The organism is Allopusillimonas ginsengisoli, from assembly GCF_004153455.1.
Lineage (GTDB): Bacteria > Pseudomonadota > Gammaproteobacteria > Burkholderiales > Burkholderiaceae_B > Allopusillimonas > Allopusillimonas ginsengisoli.
Genome location: NZ_SDQE01000009.1, coordinates 164,126 through 179,601 on the forward strand (window position 1 = coordinate 164,126; position 15,476 = coordinate 179,601).

At 57.8% G+C, this 15,476-nt stretch carries 17 protein-coding genes; 4 read left to right on the plus strand and 13 right to left on the minus strand.

Translation table 11 applies throughout. The features are described from left to right. Positions 1 to 20: 20 nt before the first annotated feature. The 3 genes from paaC to paaA form a co-directional block, all read right to left on the minus strand. On the minus strand, positions 21 to 785 hold the full coding sequence (paaC, locus tag ERE07_RS15680) for a 1,2-phenylacetyl-CoA epoxidase subunit PaaC (protein WP_130009972.1): 765 nt from the start codon (positions 783 to 785) through the stop codon (positions 21 to 23). A gap of 8 nt (positions 786 to 793) precedes the next feature. Next, on the minus strand, positions 794 to 1,081 hold the full coding sequence (gene paaB / locus ERE07_RS15685; protein WP_130009973.1) for a 1,2-phenylacetyl-CoA epoxidase subunit PaaB: 288 nt from the start codon (positions 1,079 to 1,081) through the stop codon (positions 794 to 796). A gap of 61 nt (positions 1,082 to 1,142) precedes the next feature. Then, positions 1,143 to 2,132 (minus strand): 1,2-phenylacetyl-CoA epoxidase subunit PaaA, encoded by a 990-nt coding sequence (gene paaA / locus ERE07_RS15690; RefSeq protein WP_130009974.1) that lies wholly within the window; start codon positions 2,130 to 2,132, stop codon positions 1,143 to 1,145. A 177-nt stretch (positions 2,133 to 2,309) separates the two neighbouring features. Here paaA and paaX point away from each other — a divergent pair, with 177 nt between their 5' ends. Continuing rightward, positions 2,310 to 3,317, plus strand: a complete 1,008-nt coding sequence (paaX, locus tag ERE07_RS15695; RefSeq protein WP_130009975.1) for a phenylacetic acid degradation operon negative regulatory protein PaaX — start codon at positions 2,310 to 2,312, stop codon at positions 3,315 to 3,317. On the opposite strand, the gene orn is transcribed toward paaX, so the two are convergent. Continuing rightward, a complete protein-coding gene (gene orn / locus ERE07_RS15700; RefSeq protein ID WP_130009976.1) occupies positions 3,307 to 3,852 on the minus strand; it encodes an oligoribonuclease in 546 nt (181 codons plus the stop codon). The genes paaX and orn overlap by 11 nt on opposite strands. 45 nt (positions 3,853 to 3,897) lie before the next feature. On the opposite strand from orn, the gene ERE07_RS15705 reads away from it, so the two are divergent. Both ERE07_RS15705 and rsgA read left to right on the plus strand, forming a co-directional pair. Beyond that, on the plus strand, positions 3,898 to 5,145 hold the full coding sequence (locus ERE07_RS15705) for a M48 family metallopeptidase (RefSeq protein ID WP_130009977.1): 1,248 nt from the start codon (positions 3,898 to 3,900) through the stop codon (positions 5,143 to 5,145). Beyond that, positions 5,138 to 6,043 carry a ribosome small subunit-dependent GTPase A gene (rsgA, locus tag ERE07_RS15710; RefSeq protein WP_130009978.1) on the plus strand — a complete coding sequence of 302 codons (906 nt, stop codon included), beginning with the start codon at positions 5,138 to 5,140 and terminating at the stop codon, positions 6,041 to 6,043. The genes ERE07_RS15705 and rsgA overlap by 8 nt, the downstream gene beginning before the upstream one ends. Before the next feature lie 39 nt (positions 6,044 to 6,082). Here rsgA and ERE07_RS15715 read toward each other — a convergent pair whose 3' ends face one another. From ERE07_RS15715 to ERE07_RS15750, 8 genes are all read right to left on the minus strand, one after another. Continuing rightward, complete coding sequence (locus ERE07_RS15715) at positions 6,083 to 6,820, minus strand: CoA pyrophosphatase (RefSeq protein WP_130009979.1); 738 nt, start codon at positions 6,818 to 6,820, stop codon at positions 6,083 to 6,085. Positions 6,821 to 6,883: 63 nt separating this feature from the next. Continuing rightward, positions 6,884 to 7,267 carry a 50S ribosomal protein L19 gene (gene rplS / locus ERE07_RS15720; RefSeq protein ID WP_130009980.1) on the minus strand — a complete coding sequence of 128 codons (384 nt, stop codon included), beginning with the start codon at positions 7,265 to 7,267 and terminating at the stop codon, positions 6,884 to 6,886. A 145-nt stretch (positions 7,268 to 7,412) separates the two neighbouring features. Further along, positions 7,413 to 7,616, minus strand: coding sequence for a hypothetical protein (locus ERE07_RS15725; RefSeq protein WP_130009981.1), 204 nt, complete (start codon positions 7,614 to 7,616; stop codon positions 7,413 to 7,415). A 344-nt stretch (positions 7,617 to 7,960) separates the two neighbouring features. Further along, positions 7,961 to 8,602, minus strand: a complete 642-nt coding sequence (locus tag ERE07_RS15730; RefSeq protein ID WP_130009982.1) for a peroxiredoxin — start codon at positions 8,600 to 8,602, stop codon at positions 7,961 to 7,963. A gap of 93 nt (positions 8,603 to 8,695) precedes the next feature. Beyond that, positions 8,696 to 10,519, minus strand: coding sequence for an acyl-CoA dehydrogenase (locus ERE07_RS15735; RefSeq protein WP_130009983.1), 1,824 nt, complete (start codon positions 10,517 to 10,519; stop codon positions 8,696 to 8,698). Positions 10,520 to 10,690: 171 nt separating this feature from the next. Then, positions 10,691 to 11,656 carry a Bug family tripartite tricarboxylate transporter substrate binding protein gene (locus tag ERE07_RS15740; RefSeq protein ID WP_167670931.1) on the minus strand — a complete coding sequence of 322 codons (966 nt, stop codon included), beginning with the start codon at positions 11,654 to 11,656 and terminating at the stop codon, positions 10,691 to 10,693. Positions 11,657 to 11,698: 42 nt separating this feature from the next. Beyond that, entirely contained in the window at positions 11,699 to 12,490 is a 792-nt protein-coding gene (locus ERE07_RS15745) for an enoyl-CoA hydratase/isomerase family protein (protein ID WP_130009985.1), read from the minus strand. Further along, a complete protein-coding gene (locus ERE07_RS15750; RefSeq protein WP_130009986.1) occupies positions 12,487 to 13,743 on the minus strand; it encodes a CaiB/BaiF CoA transferase family protein in 1,257 nt (418 codons plus the stop codon). Before ERE07_RS15750 ends, ERE07_RS15745 begins: the two co-directional genes overlap by 4 nt. A gap of 123 nt (positions 13,744 to 13,866) precedes the next feature. On the opposite strand from ERE07_RS15750, the gene ERE07_RS15755 reads away from it, so the two are divergent. Continuing rightward, positions 13,867 to 14,790, plus strand: coding sequence for a LysR substrate-binding domain-containing protein (locus ERE07_RS15755; protein WP_130009987.1), 924 nt, complete (start codon positions 13,867 to 13,869; stop codon positions 14,788 to 14,790). A 148-nt stretch (positions 14,791 to 14,938) separates the two neighbouring features. Here ERE07_RS15755 and ERE07_RS15760 read toward each other — a convergent pair. Next, a partial coding sequence (locus ERE07_RS15760; RefSeq protein WP_209021160.1) for an electron transfer flavoprotein subunit alpha/FixB family protein occupies positions 14,939 to 15,476 on the minus strand: 538 nt, incomplete at its 5' end.

The window sequence follows — 15,476 nt, forward strand, 5'->3', positions numbered from 1 at the left end:
GCCCTGCGCGCGAAGCATCGTCACCAGCTTGCGCCTGGATAGCTGCGCTGCAAATGCTGCATCTCTGCCAACAGATAGCCCAGCGCTTCGGTATGGCGTCCCGCCATGCCTCCTTGATAGGCGGAATGGCGTGCGTCTTCAATCGCCGGGAGATTCAGCGTGGCTTCCTTGAGCACTGCCTGCACGTGCGTCAACCAGTCCTGCTCCAGCGTTTCATGGAGCGTAATGACCCCGCGCTGTGCAAGCGCTGTGTGGATGCTGTCGTCGACGAATAGCTCGCCGGTATATCGCCACAAATCGTCCAGCGCGCTTTGCATGCGCTGATGGCTTTCAGCCGTCCCATCCCCCAGACGCACCACAATGTCCGCCGAACGGCGCGCATGATAGGTGACTTCCTTGAGGGCCTTGGCAGCAATATCCGCAATGCGTGCATCCGGCGACAGGCTCAACCTCTGTAGCAGGAAGTAATGCCAGCTATCGAAAAAAAACTGTCTTAACATGGTGTGGCCGTAGTCGCCATTGCCGCGCTCGACCAGCAGATAATTCCGGTAATCCGGCGCATCGCGCAGATACGCCAGCTGATCTTCGTCACGAGACAGGCCTTCGACCTCCCCCGCCAACGTCAACCACATTCTGGCCTGCCCCAGCAAATCAAGCGCGGTATTGGTCAACGCCAGATCCTCCTCAAGAGCCGGGCCGTGGCCGGTCCATTCCGACAGGCGCTGGGACAGCACAAGCGTCGAGTCTCCCAGACGCAACAGGTATTGAAACAATGCATGGTCCATGCCAGCTCCTACATGTGCTTGACTTCGTCAGGCATGGGAAAAAAGGTAGGGTGGCGATAGACCTTGCTGCGCGCTGCGTCGAACAACGCTTCCTTGTCTCCCGGCACACTGGCCACGATATCGCCCGATTTGACCACCCAAATGCTCACGCCCTCATTGCGGCGCGTGTAGACATCGCGCGCATTGTTGATGGCCATCTCGGCATCGCTCGCCCGCAGGCTGCCAACATGCTTGTGGGCCAGGCCGTGCTGGCTGCGGATAAAGACCTCCCAGAGAGGCCATTCTGTCTTGTCCATAATCATTGTTTCCTAGATGCGGTAACGGCCGGTCGCGGCCCCCGATGCCTCGCACGCGGCCTCAGGCCACCTGGCGCGCGTCCTGTTTGGCCGCATACGCGCTGAATGCCTCGCGCACCCAGGCGCCGCTGTTGTGGGCATCCACGCGCGCCTGCAGACGTTCGCGATTGCAGGGCCCATTGCCCTTGAGCACGGCGTAAAATTCGCTCCAGTCGATTTCCCCGAAGTCGTAATGGCCGCGCTCTTCATTCCAGCGCAGGTCAGGATCAGGCAGTGTCAGACCCAGGTACTCGGCCTGAGGCACCGACTGATCCACCATTTTCTGGCGCAGCTCATCATTGGAAAACAGCTTGATACGCCATTGCATGGATTGCGCGCTGTTGGGCGAATCCGCATCAGGCGGGCCAAACATCATCAATGCCGGCCACCACCAACGGTTGAGCGCGTCCTGACACATGTCTTTCTGAGCGGGCGTGCCATGCCGGCACATCTGTATGAGCAGGTCGTACCCCTGGCGCTGATGAAAGGACTCCTCCTTACAGACCCGGACCATGGCTCGGGCGTAAGGCCCATAGGAGCACCGGCACAGGGGAATCTGGTTGATGATGGCCGAGCCATCCACCAGCCAACCTATCATGCCGATATCCGCCCAGGTGAGCGTCGGGTAATTGAAAATGCTGGAATACTTGGCCTTGCCCGCGAGCAAGTCGTCGACCAACTGGTCACGCGATACACCCAATGTTTCGGCCGCGCTGTACAAGTACAGACCGTGGCCCGCCTCGTCCTGCACCTTCGCCATGAGAATGGCCTTGCGCTTGAGCGTAGGCGCGCGCGTAATCCAGTTCCCCTCGGGCAGCATGCCCACAATTTCAGAGTGCGCATGCTGAGAGATCTGCCGTACCAGGGTCTTGCGGTAGGCATCGGGCATCCAGTCTTTGGCTTCTATACGCACGCCTTCGTCGATGCGTTGCTGAAACTCGCGTTCCGGACCACTGAGCTGATCTGCCGAGCGAACCCGGCTTACACCGGTATCAACGAGTTGGGCATACATAATAGTCTCCTGTCTTCTGGCGGCCTGGCTTTTGCGCACAGACACGCCACCACCTTGGCCGCTTACTAATACTTCATTATTTAATACAAAAATATTGATGTCAATCAGATTTTAGTATCAAATTAGAAAGCACACCCATTCAGGTAACATGACGGCTTCCACCGGACACACTTATTCATGGAAGATTCTTCCTCTACGCTTCAATCCCTCCTCGAGGTGCTACTCCAGCAGGATCCACCCAGGGCCAAGTCGCTGTGCGTCACCTTGCTGGGCGATGCGATCGAGCCTCACGGCGGCAGCCTCTGGCTGAGCGACCTGATCGAGCTGGTTACGCCGCTCGGCATCAATGAACGATTGCTGCGCACCAGCGTATTTCGCCTGGTCGCCCAGGACTGGCTTCAGTCCGAGCGCCACGGGCGGCGCAGCTTGTATCGTCTCAGTGCTCAGGGTTTGGCCCTGACACACCAGGCCTCTGCGCGGATTTATCACGGGTCGCCTACAGACTGGGCCGGGAACTGGACACTGGTCATCCTGCCGCGCTTCGGCAACGGCAGCCTGGACAGGCGCGGCGAACTGCGACGGCAGCTGGTCTGGGCAGGTTTTGGAGTGATTGCGCCCGGCGTATTTGCCCTGCCTCGGGACCACGCCGCCGCCGCGCGCAAAGTGCTGGCTCAACTCAAATTGAGTGACCATGCGCTGGTACTGAACGCCCACGACCTGAACGACAGCCAAGCTTCATCCGGGCGAATCTCACCCGCATCATCGGGGCTGCAAATCCGCGCGCTGATATCGCAATGCTGGGATATGGAGGGGGTTGCCAGACAGTATGAAAACTTTATCGCCACATTTGCCCCCATGCTGAACGCAGTCAATGACGCGCTACGGCCAGATCAGGCTTTTGCTGTGCGTGCGCTGACGCTGCATGAATGGCGGCGCATCGTGCTGCACGACCCACAACTACCCCAGCAAATGCTGCCGGCGGACTGGCCTGGCCTGGCTGCCCGGAAAGTGTGCGGGCAACTGTACTGGGCTGTGTTTGACCGGGCCGAAGCCCATCTTGAAGCGATACTCGGCAAGGATCGGAACCATTACCTGCCGCTCAAGTCCTATGTATATGCCCGGTTCAATCGCCCGGCAGCGCCCGCGCCAGCCAGTTCGGACACGCATGACGCGCTTAAAGCTTGATGAAGTACTCGCGATAATGCTTGAGTTCGTCGATGGACTCGTAAATGTCCGCCAGGGCCTCATGCTTGCTCTGTTTGACAAAGCTGCGATAGACCTCGGGTTTCCAGCGCAGCGCAAGCTCTTTGAGCGTGCTGACATCCAGATTGCGATAATGAAAATATCCTTCCAGCCGTGGCATATACTTGACCATGAAGCGCCGATCCTGGCTGATGGTATTACCGCAAAGTGGAGACTTGCCCGAGGGTACATGGGCAGACAGGAAATCCAGTAATTGTTCTTCGGCCTGGGCCTCGGTGAGTGTGGACGCGCGAACCTTGTCAATCAGCCCGCTTTTTCCGTGAGTGGATTGATTCCACTTATCCATAGCGTTCAATAGCTCGTCGCTCTGATGGACCACCAGAACAGGCCCTTCAGCGACAAAAGACAGATCGGCCTCTGTAATGACTACCGCCACTTCAATAATGCGCTCTTTTTCAGGATCCAGCCCAGTCATTTCCATATCGAGCCACACCAGACGCTGGTCATTCGCCGCCATATAATCCTTCCTAAAAAGAGTCATTTTCGCACACCGCCGCCGCTTATGCTGTTTACCCTACTCTTTTCCGTTTTCCTGATCGTCGACGTGCTGCTGCGCTTCTGGCTGAGCGCCAGGCAAATCCGTCATGTACACCAGCATCGCAATGCCGTTCCTCCGGAGTTCGCTGATCGCATAAGGCTGTTCAGCCACCAACGCGCCGCCGACTACACCATGGACAAAGTCAAATTGTCCATGGTTGAGCGCGTCGTCGAGGCCGCCGTCCTGGTCGGATTTACTTTGCTGGGCGGGCTGCAGTTCCTAGACTTCAATCTGGGGCGATTGATCGATAACGAGATGCTTCGCCAGCTCGCCCTGCTGGGCGCTGTGCTTGTCATCATGGGCGTTATCGGCCTGCCATTCTCCATATGGCGCAAATTCAAGCTCGAAGCGCGCTACGGCTTCAACCGCGTCACGCCCAGGCTTTTTGCCCAGGATACCGTCAAGACGCTGGCGCTGTCTCTGGTCTTTGGTACCCCACTGGCCGCCTGTGTATTGTGGATCATGGGCAATACCGGCCCGAACTGGATCTGGTGGGCCTGGGGTCTGTGGGTGGCATTCAATTTTCTGTTGCTGTGGCTGTTCCCTACCGTCATCGCACCGCTGTTCAATTCCTTCAAACCATTGGATAACGCTGAAATCAACGCGCGCATCCAAAGCCTGGCCAAGCGCTGCGGGTTCGCACTGAACGGCCTTTTTGTCATGGATGGTTCAAAGCGCTCGGCACACGGCAATGCGTATTTCACGGGCGTGGGCAAGGCGCGGCGTATTGTCTTTTTCGATACCCTGCTCTCCCGTTTGAATGTCGATGAGATCGAAGCCGTGCTGGCGCATGAGCTTGGCCATTTCATTCATCACCATATCCTCAAGCGCATGATACTGAGCTTTGGCGGCGCGCTGGTTTTCTTTCTGTTGCTCGGATGGCTCTCGCAACAAGTCTGGTTCTACACTGGCCTGGGCGTAATACCGCAACTGGGCAGGCCTAATGACGCGTTGGCGCTTATTCTGATGTTTCTCGCGATCCCGGTATTTACCTTCTGGATCACGCCGCTTGCAAGCTGGCTTTCGCGGCGCGATGAGTTTCAGGCAGATCGTTACGCTGCCAAACAATGCCCGCCCGAAAAACTGATTTCGGCGCTGGTCAAACTGTACGACGATAATGCCGCCACGCTGACGCCCGATCCAGTACACTCGGCGTTTTACGACAGCCACCCGTCGGCAGTGCGACGCATACAGCAACTCAAGCATGGATAACCGTCCGCCCTTACAGGGGCGTATCATCGCCGCCCATGGTCGCCACTTTACGGTAGAGCTCCCCGACGGCGCCATACGAAAATGTTTTCCCCGAGGCAAAAAATCCGAGGCCGCCGTCGGCGACCAGGTTGAGATCAGTCCGCAAGGCACCGAAGAAGGATCCATAGATCGCATTCTCGAGCGCCGCAATCTGCTGTACCGCTCAGACGACATGAGAACCAAGCAGTTTGCCGCCAATGTCGACCAACTGCTGATCGTGATTGCGCCAGAGCCTGCTTTTTCTGAAGACCTGCTCGGGCGTGCGCTGGTGGCTGCTCATGCGGCAGACATGGACGCCACCATCATCCTGAACAAGTCCGACCTTACCGACAGTTTGCCCCAGGCACGGCAGCGACTGCAGAAACTGCGGGATTGCGGTGTACCGGTAGTGGAAGTCAGTGCCCTGGAACAAGACGAGGCCATCGCCACCCTGATACCTTTGCTGCGCAGCCGCTGCAGCCTGCTGCTGGGCCAAAGCGCCATGGGCAAATCCACTCTGCTTAATGCGCTAGTACCGGATGCTGAAGCCAGAACACAAGCGCATTCGGTTGCCCTGGGCGCCGGTCGCCACACCACTACCAGTACGCGCCTGTATCACTTGCCGGACAATTCCGGAGACATCATTGATTCACCCGGTTTCCAGGCTTTTGGGCTGTTTCATCTAGGCCCGGGGGAAATTGAACGCGGTTTTCCGGAATTTGCCCAAGCCGTCAAGCAATGCCGATTCTATAACTGCACGCATCGGCATGAACCAGGGTGCGGCGTGCTGGCGGCGCTGACGCGGGGCGAGATCTCTGCGGAACGTCACGATCTCTACAAGCGCATCCTCGCAGAAAACGAAGCACTGCAACGCTACTGACAGAAGGCGACACAACGCAAGCCTTGCCGCCACTGGGCGTCAGGGCTTTATCACCAACTGCGCCGCGGCCAGATAGTGATAAAAATTGCGGATCAGCGCAGCCGTGGCACCCCAGATGAAATAGGACTGCCAGGTAATCGAGAAGTAGAATCGATGCCCGCCGCCCGGAAGGTTGGCGCGATGCAGGCGATGCAGGCGGGTATCCATTAATACCGATAACGGTACCTCGAATACTTCAGCAACTTCCGACATATTGGGGGTGATCGTAAAGCCCGGCAAAATCTGCCCGATAATAGGCTTCATGGTGAACCGGGTAGACGTCAAAAAACCAGGCTGAGTGCCGATGAGCCGGATATGCTCGAGCCCCACGCCGATTTCTTCGTAGGTTTCACGCAGCGCGGCGGCCACCTCGTCTTTGTCCTGGGCGTCGATACGGCCGCCAGGAAAGCTGATCTGCCCCGCGTGGTCATGCAGGTGTGAAGCACGACGGGTAAACAGCACCTGCAGGCCGGAGGGCCTTTCGATCAGCGGAAAAAATACGGCTGCCTGGCGGACATCCGGGCCCTTGAGCTGATCCACTTTGAACGAACTGGTAAAAACAGGCTCGACTTTCCAGTCTATGGGCCGTTCAAATGCGGATTGGATGAAATCAAGCCGGATACAAGACGGTGAAAGAGGAGGCAGTGTTTCGGAGGAGACAACAGGTTGGCTCCGGGGATCGAAACTCGGCGCTACGATTACTCGACTGCGTCGAGGGGGAGAGGTGCTTTCCGACATGTATTCCGTGATACGACAAAGGCACCCTGCGGGTGCCTTTGGTGCCTAAGCGAGCAAACCGCTTTAAGCGGCGGCTTTTGCCGACTTGCGAACCAGTTTTTCCTTGATGCGAGCGGCTTTACCCGAACGGCTACGCAGATAGTACAGTTTAGCACGACGGACATCGCCACGACGCTTGACTTCAATGCTGGCGATTTGGGGAGAATACAGTTGGAATGTACGCTCGACGGCTTCGCCCGACGAGATCTTGCGCACGATAAAAGCCGAATTAAGGCCGCGGTTGCGCTTGGCAATGACAACGCCTTCATATGCCTGAACACGCTTGCGGGTGCCTTCGACAACGTTCACGTTTACAACAACAGTATCGCCAGGGCCAAATTCAGGCTTGGGGCTATCGCCGGTAAGACGAGCGATTTCCTCTTGTTCGAGGGTTTCGATAAGGTTCACGGTAGTGACTCCAGATTTCATCTTGCGCTGGCCATTTTGCTTTGAGTTGCCCGCTATACGCGGCAAGCCAGACAGAGGATGAGTTAGCAAAGCCAACTATTGTACAACGAAGCACGTACATTTAAAAGTACGGGAGGTGGTAGTGTTAGAACCCGCTAGCTACGCCCAACCACATCAGCCCCGGAATGGTAGCGCCCCAGGCAAGGACCAGACATACATCAACAAGCATGGAACCGCGTGTGAGCCGGGACGACGTGCGACCCCGCACTGGCCGGGAGGGTTGGCTGTCCTGCCCCTGGCGGGAGGGAAACGGCCATTTGGCAGGAACATGTCGAGTAGGAGTAGACATATGCATTGTAGCCTCGCAAAGATAGTTGTTGACAGCGCTAACACAGACCTGATCAGCGCAGGGCTGGGCAGCCGAATACTGTTTAACAAAACAGTGAATCAATAACCAGTACTGTATAAACAAACAGCTATCGTTGCAAGCTCTTTTTTGACGTCTTGACCAGGGTGTCGCGAATCCGCACTTTGCCCTCCATGCCTGACGCTGCGAAAGCGCCGGTGGCGCAAAGGCCTGTATCTTCACGACAAAAACCCCGCAAGACCAGGCATGACGCCATCTTGCGGGGTTGCAGGAAGTGGTTGGCAGAAACCAGCCCCGCACGGATGCAGGCATCTGCTCTGATGGTTTTATTTGTTGGGCTGGGGCGTGATACGCAGATACGGACGCACGACCTTGTAGCCCTTGGGGAACTTGGCTTTCAACTCTTCTTCGTCCTTGATGGAAGGAACAATGATGACATCTTCGCCTTCCTTCCAGTTGACGGGCGTGGCAACACTGTAGTTGTCGGTAAGCTGCAGGGAATCCAGAACGCGCAGGATTTCGTCGAAATTGCGGCCCGTGCTGGCCGGATACGTGATGGTGAGCCGGATTTTGCGGGAGGGATCGATGATGAATACCGAGCGAACCGTGGCGGTGCTGCTGGCGTTCGGATGGATCATGTCGTACAGGTTGGCCACCTTGTGGTCGGCATCGGCCAGGATAGGGTATTCGACCTTGGTGTTCTGAGTGTCGTTGATATCGTCAATCCACTTGCGGTGGGAGTCGGCGTCATCCACGGAGACGGCGATCACTTTCGCGTTGCGCTTGGCGAACTCGCCCGACACGATCGCGGTATATCCGAGCTCGGTGGTGCAAACCGGTGTGAAGTCGGCTGGGTGCGAAAAAAGCACGCCCCAGCTGTCTCCGAGGTAATCGTAGAAACGGATTTTCCCGATGGAAGAATCCTGTTCAAAATCAGGGGCGGTATCGCCCAAACGTAAAGTCGTCATGGCATGTCTCTCTGCAAACGGGTGGACAAAAGTGATATGTCATATATTGTGTCAGCATAAGTACCCGGAAGGAAATAAGCTTTATGTATAACCTTATGTCCTGAGCGCGGCTTCCGCATACCGGCTTATCACCCCGCCCTGCTCAATGCTTTCCGCATACGCAGCTGCCCTGGGCAGAATGTATCCCGCATAAAACACGCTTGTCGCAAGTTTCTGGCGGTAAAAATCCGCGGCGCCGGGTTGCGCAAGATATTTGCGGCAGGCCAGGGCCGCCCGCGCCATCTGCCATCCGGCGTGAACGACACCCGCCAACATCAGAAGGGTGACGCTGCCCATGAAAACGCCGCGCAGCCCTTCTTTGGCATGCGTCAGCACATAGCGCATCGCACGCTCGTAGGCATCCACCGCGGCGTCAAGCTGCACCGCGATCAGAGTCATGCCTTCCGCATCATCGCCCGCATCAACCGCCGCAGCCTTGACCTCGGCGACTGTCTGACGCATAGCGTCGGTCAACGCCTTGACTACCGCCCCGCCGTCACGCAGCACTTTACGGCCAACAAAATCATTTGCCTGGATAGCCGTCGTCCCTTCATAAATGGGCAGAATGCGGGCATCGCGGTAATACTGGGCGGCGCCGGTCTCTTCGATGAAGCCCATGCCGCCGTGAACCTGGATGCCGAGCGAGGCGACCTCCACCGAAAGTTCCGTGGAAAACGCCTTGACGACAGGCACGAAATACTCATAAATGGATTTGCTGCGGGCCTGCTCGGCAGGGTCCGGATGGTGGCGCGCCGTATCGTTGGCGGCCGCGGCAACATACGCCACCGCCCGCGCGCCCTCGGTCAGGGCTTTCATGGTCAGGAGCATGCGCTGCACATCGGGATGATTCACGATCGCAACAGGCCCGCTGGACCCTTCGAGCGCCTGGCCCTGCACGCGTTCACTGGCATATTCGGTGGCATGCTGCAGCGCCCGCTCGGCCAGCGCGATGCCCTGAGTGCCCACGGCGAAGCGCGCTGCATTCATCATGATGAACATGTACTCCAGCCCGCGGTTCTCCTCGCCAACCAGATATCCGACCGCGCCCTCTCCGACTTCGCCCTTGCCAGACCCGTACAGCAGCACTGCCGTCGGACTGCCGTGTATGCCCAGCTTGTGTTCCAGCGATGCACACCAGACATCGTTGCGCGCCCCCAGCGAACCATCCGGGTTGACGAGAAACTTGGGCACAATAAACAGTGATATGCCCTTGACGCCTTTAGGCGCGTCGGGCGTGCGTGCCAGCACGAGGTGCACGATATTCTCGGCCAGATCGTGCTCACCGTAGGTAATGAATATTTTCTGGCCGGACACGCGATAGCTGCCGTCGTCCTGCCTTACGGCCCTGGACGCCACTTGAGCCAGATCGGAACCGGCTTGCGGCTCGGTCAGGTTCATGGTCCCGGTCCAGCGGCCCTCTAGCATGGGCGGGATATACAGATCCTGCTGCGCCTGGGTGCCCGCTGCGGTCAGGGCTTCTATGACGCCATCCGTCAGCAAAGGGCATAGCGCAAACGCCAGGTTGGCGGCATTCAGGTTTTCGCTGGTGCTGGCCCCAACCAGCTTGGGCAAGCCTTGACCTCCCCATTTTCCCTCATGCAGCAAACCCTGCCAACCGCCCTGCGCAAACTCGCTGAAGGCTTGCTGAAACCCGGGGGAAGTCTGCACTTCGCCATCCGACCATTTGGCCGGCGTCGTATCGCCATTGCGATTGAGCGGAGCAATGGCCTGCTCCACAAAGCGGGCGTTTTCATCCAGAATGGCATCGACCAAATCGTCTGAGACTTCTTCGAAGCCTGGCAGCGCCAGCACTTGGTCCAGGCCTGCCAGTTCTTTCATGACGAAACGGATATCTTCCAGGGGGGCGCGGTAAGTCACTTGTTCTCCACAATCTTGAGGTATTCTTGGGCCACAATCCGAAGCGCACACAAAACCAATGCTTCCGGCGTGATACAGCGTGCAGGCCTGTCTCGGCGCTTGTTATTTATTCAAGCTGCTGGAAAAACATTTTGCCACACTCACGGCACTATCGTCCTGGATGCGCCATGGTCAATTTGCGCTGGATGTGCTTTCCTTTGCCAGTCTCAAGCCTTTTGCGCCTTCTTGATGGGCAAAGGTTTCGAACGCCGCGGTGGATTGGGAGGGCGTCACCTCTTCATAGCCGGCTTCCAGGCTTTTTTGAACTTCTTTATCGCTCAGCACTTGATTCGTTGCCTTGAACAGAACCTCAATAGCGGTCTTTGGCGTTCCTTTGGGCGCATAAATACCCCACCAGTTCGACAGGTCGTAGCCGGGCACTGTCTGCGCAATCGGCGGATACGCCACCAGCTTGGAAGGCTGGGCAGAGGTTACGGCCAGCCCTACCACCTTCCCGGTATCAATCACCGCACGCGCGGAAGGCGCCGTGGCAAAGGAAATATCGGTGTCGCCCGCAGCCACCGACTGGGTAGCGGCCGCGCCACCCTTAAAAGGGATGTGCATAAAATCAACCTTGGCCAGACCCATGAACTCCACGGCGGCAAGATGCGTGATGACGCCGTTGCCGGATGAGGCGACATTGAATTTTCCAGGATCCTTGCGTGCCCTGTCTATCAAATCCTGCACGCTTTTGAGGCCCAGGCTGGCATTGGCGATCAACACCATGGGGCCTGTGGTCAGTTGCGCAATCGGAACAAAATCATCCGGCGTGTAATCGACCTTGTATAGGACGCTGTCGCTACCCATGACACTGGAATTGCCAAGATAAAGCGTGTAGCCGTCTGGTGCCGCTCTTGCGACCTGATTGGCGCCTATCGTCGATCCGGCGCCAGGCCTGTTTTCCACGACCACTGGCTGCTTTAGCAATTTGGACAGGCTGTTCGCATACACACGGCCAACGTGGTCTGCGCCGCCTCCAGGCGGAAAGCCTATGACCAGCGTAATGGGCTTGGCCGGATAGGACTCACTGGCCTGCGCGCCTGCGGCGACAGCGCCAAAGAGAACGCCAGCCAGACATAAAGCCTTGAATGTGTTCATTTTTGTCTCCATTAATCATTGTTGGTGTTGAATACGGCGTTGTTAATGCCCGACGAATAGCGGGCGACGCTTTTCCTTCCAGGCAAGTGCCCCTTCAGCCATATCGGCCGACTGCTCCGACGCCCGCACCGCCTGTTCTATTTCCCGCACGTTGCACTGACCGCGCGCAATCAGATTGAGATGTTTTTTCACCCCAACCAGCGCCAGCGGCGCCATACCCGCAAGCTGATCCGTCAGTGCGTCGACCCTGGCAGCCAATGCTGTCTCGGCCACCATCTCCGTCAAGAATCCGATGCGCAACATGTCAGGCGCGTCGATCTTCTCGGCAGTCAGGAACAGCCGTTTGGCCTGGTCCACGCCAAGCCGGGTCACATAGCGAACCATGCCTCCGGGGTAAAAATGCAGTCCCAGGCGCACCGCAGGCATGAACATGTTTGATTGCGGCGTTCCAATGCGAAAATCGCAGGCCAGGCAGAGATCTGTACCACCGCCATACACCCCGCCGTGTACGACGGCAATGGTCACGGGCCGCGCGGACTCGATCAGGTCCATGGTTTCGCCGAAATAGGTGGAGCTGGGCGCATGCTGCGCGCCAAAAGACGATATGTCGTAGCCGCTGCAAAAGTATTTGCCCTGCGCAACAAAACGCAGTACCAGCACACGCGCATCCTGATTTACCGTTTCGATATGCCGGCGCAGGGTGTCCAGATCTTCGGGCGCCAGGCGATTGGCATGTGCTGGGCGGCAAAAACTCACCGTGGCTACGCGCCCTTCTATCTGCAAGCTCGGTGCCCCGGACTTCGGCGCTGCCGGCGCGCGGTCTGCGAGTGTCATGCCTTTCCTCCCGCCTGCGCCGTTGGATGGTCCTCAGCCAGCAGCGCGTCGCCTTCGGCCTGAAAGACGATTTTCCGCGCCAGCATGCGCTCGATGTCCTCTGGCGAAAAACCGTAATCCCGGAATACCTCTTTTGTATGCTGGCCGAATACTGGCGGCGCTGTACGTACGGACGTGCCGTCTTCAACGTGTGTCATGCTCAACGGCAGGCCGACCTGCCTGAGTTCGCCCACAACAGGGTGATGTACGGATTGCACCAACTTGCACGCTGCAACCTGAGGATCGGCGAATACATCGGCCAGCGTATTGATCGGTCCAGCAGGGATGCCGTGCTCTATCATCAGCGACGTCCACGCCATGCGCGTCTTGCGAACAAGGCTGGACTCAAGCTCAAGCTTGAGCGCATGGCGGTGCTGCATGCGATCTGCATTTGTCAGAAATCGCGGGTCAGACACCAAGTGGTCCATTTCCAGCAGCTTGCACAGCTTCACCCACATCGCCTGGGTCGCCGGCGCCAGATTCAACGGCCCATCGGCGGTATCGAACGTGCCATAGGGGGCGATCACGGGATGCACATTGCCGCAAGGTTGAGGAATCTCGTTCACGCTGAGATAGCGTTGCCCCTGCACACTGAGCAGACTCATCAGCCCTGCCAGCAAGGACGTTTCCACATGTTGACCCCGCCCCGTGTTCCTGCGGGCCACTACAGCCGACAAGATGCCGATCACAATCCACATGCCGGCCGTCAAATCGCCGATGGCCGTACCCACGCGCATAGGACCCGACTCGGGCGTGCCCGTCAGGCTCATGAAGCCAGAATAGCCCTGGGCAATTTGATCAAAGCCTGCCCACTGACTGGCAGGCCCCTTGCTGCCAAAACCCGATATGGATGCCATGATGAGCTCAGGCTTTTCTGCGGACAGGGCCTGATAGCCCAGACCCATTTTTTCCATCGTGCCGACCTTGAAATTCTCGACGACGATGTCAGATGCCAAAGCCATTTTCCTGATCAAGGCCAGCCCTTCCGGCTGCCGGAAGTCCACACCTATGCCTTTTTTATTGCGATTGGCACTCAAATAATAAACACTTATGTCTTCGTCGAAAGGCCCCCACTGCCGTACCATTTCTCCCGCAGGCGCCGGCTCCACCTTGATCACCTCTGCGCCAAGATCACCCAGAATCATTGTGCTGAAAGGCCCTGATAACGCCCTGGTAAGATCCAGCACTTTCAGCCCTGCTAATGGCAAGCTCATGGTTTTCGTCTCCGTGAATACAAAAACCATTCTAGGCAAGCATTTCAGATGATAAAAATACTATTTAATGATTCAGTCATAAGATAAACTTATTTCTTTACAGCCTCTCGCCCGATGCACGCCATGAACCTGCGTCAGCTTAAATATTTTGCGCGCGTCGTCGAAATGCAAAACATGACACGCGCAGCAGAAACACTGCACGTCGCTCAACCTGCCCTCAGCCAGCAAATATCTCTGCTGGAAGGGGACCTGGGTGTTTCCCTGCTCGTTCGGGGTTCTAAAGGTGTACAGCCTACCGCCGAAGGCTTGCTTCTTTATCGCCATGCGCAAACCATTTTGCGACAAGTCGACAGCACCCGCAGCCTGCTGACCCGAACAGGCAGCCAGATCACCGGCACCGTTTCCATCGGGTTGGCGTCCAGTACAGCCAGAATGCTGTCCTTGCCTTTGATGCGGCGCGTGAAGGCTGAACTGCCCTCCGTTGTGCTGGAGATCGTGGACATTCCCAGTGCCGACCTCACCAAGCTGGTGCTGCAAGGGCGTGTGGATTTTTCTCTGTCGCCAGACCAACAGGCCATTCAGGGCATATCGCTGACACCGCTGCTGCACGAGCGCTTGTTTCTGCTCACGCATGCCAGTGTCTCCCTGCCCCGGCGCCAACTGTGCATCCGGGATTTTGCCCATCTTCCGCTCATCCTGCCCAGCCTGCCCAATACCTTGCGTGCACGTGTCGATCACGCCTTCCTGACCGCCAGACTCAATAGCAAGCTCTACGCCGAAGCCAGCACTTCCGCCATTCTCATTCCTGCTGTGCGTGATGGCGCCGCGGCAACCATTCTGCCCTACTCGGCTGCACAGCCGGAAGTGACCAGCGGCCTCATCAAGGCGCATGGCTTGGGGCTGGCGCTATCGCGCGAACTGGTGCTGTGTGCGAGCGAAAGCCTGCCCCTCTCGCCGGCCGTGAAACGCGTCATGAGTATTTGCCAGGATGAGATCAGGCGGTTGGTCAAGGACAAGACCTGGCAGGGCTGCAAAATACTGTTCTAACAGGCAACGCCAGAAACACAAAGCCCACGATAAACATCGTGGGCTTTGTGCTGAGCGCAGTGCCGGCCTTGCCGACCTGCTGCCAGGATGCTGTAGCTGCTGGTCTTCGATACCAGCACGTACGCCAGTTTGCCGAAAAACTGAACGATTACAGCGCCTGAACCAACTCGGGAACGGCCGTGAACAGATCGGCGACCAGGCCGTAGTCGGCGACCCCGAAGATGGGTGCTTCGGCATCCTTGTTGATGGCCACGATGACCTTGGAGTCCTTCATGCCGGCCAGATGCTGGATGGCCCCGGAGATACCCACCGCCACATACAGCTGGGGCGCCACAATCTTGCCGGTTTGGCCAACCTGCCAATCGTTGGGGGCATAGCCGGCATCGACCGCCGCGCGCGATGCGCCCAGCGCCGCACCCAGCTTGTCTGCCAGCGGCTCGAGCAGCTTGAAGTTCTCGGCGCTGCCCATGCCGCGGCCACCGGAGACCACCACCGCCGCGCCGGCCAGTTCGGGCCGGTCGCTCTTGGCCACTTCGCGCCCAACAAACGAGGACAGGCCCGAATTGGCCACTGCCGTGATCGACTCAACGGCCGCGCTACCGCCTTCGCCCGCCACCGCATCAAAACCGGTGGTACGCACCGTGATCACCTTGATCGCATCGGCCGACTGCACCGTGGCAATGGCA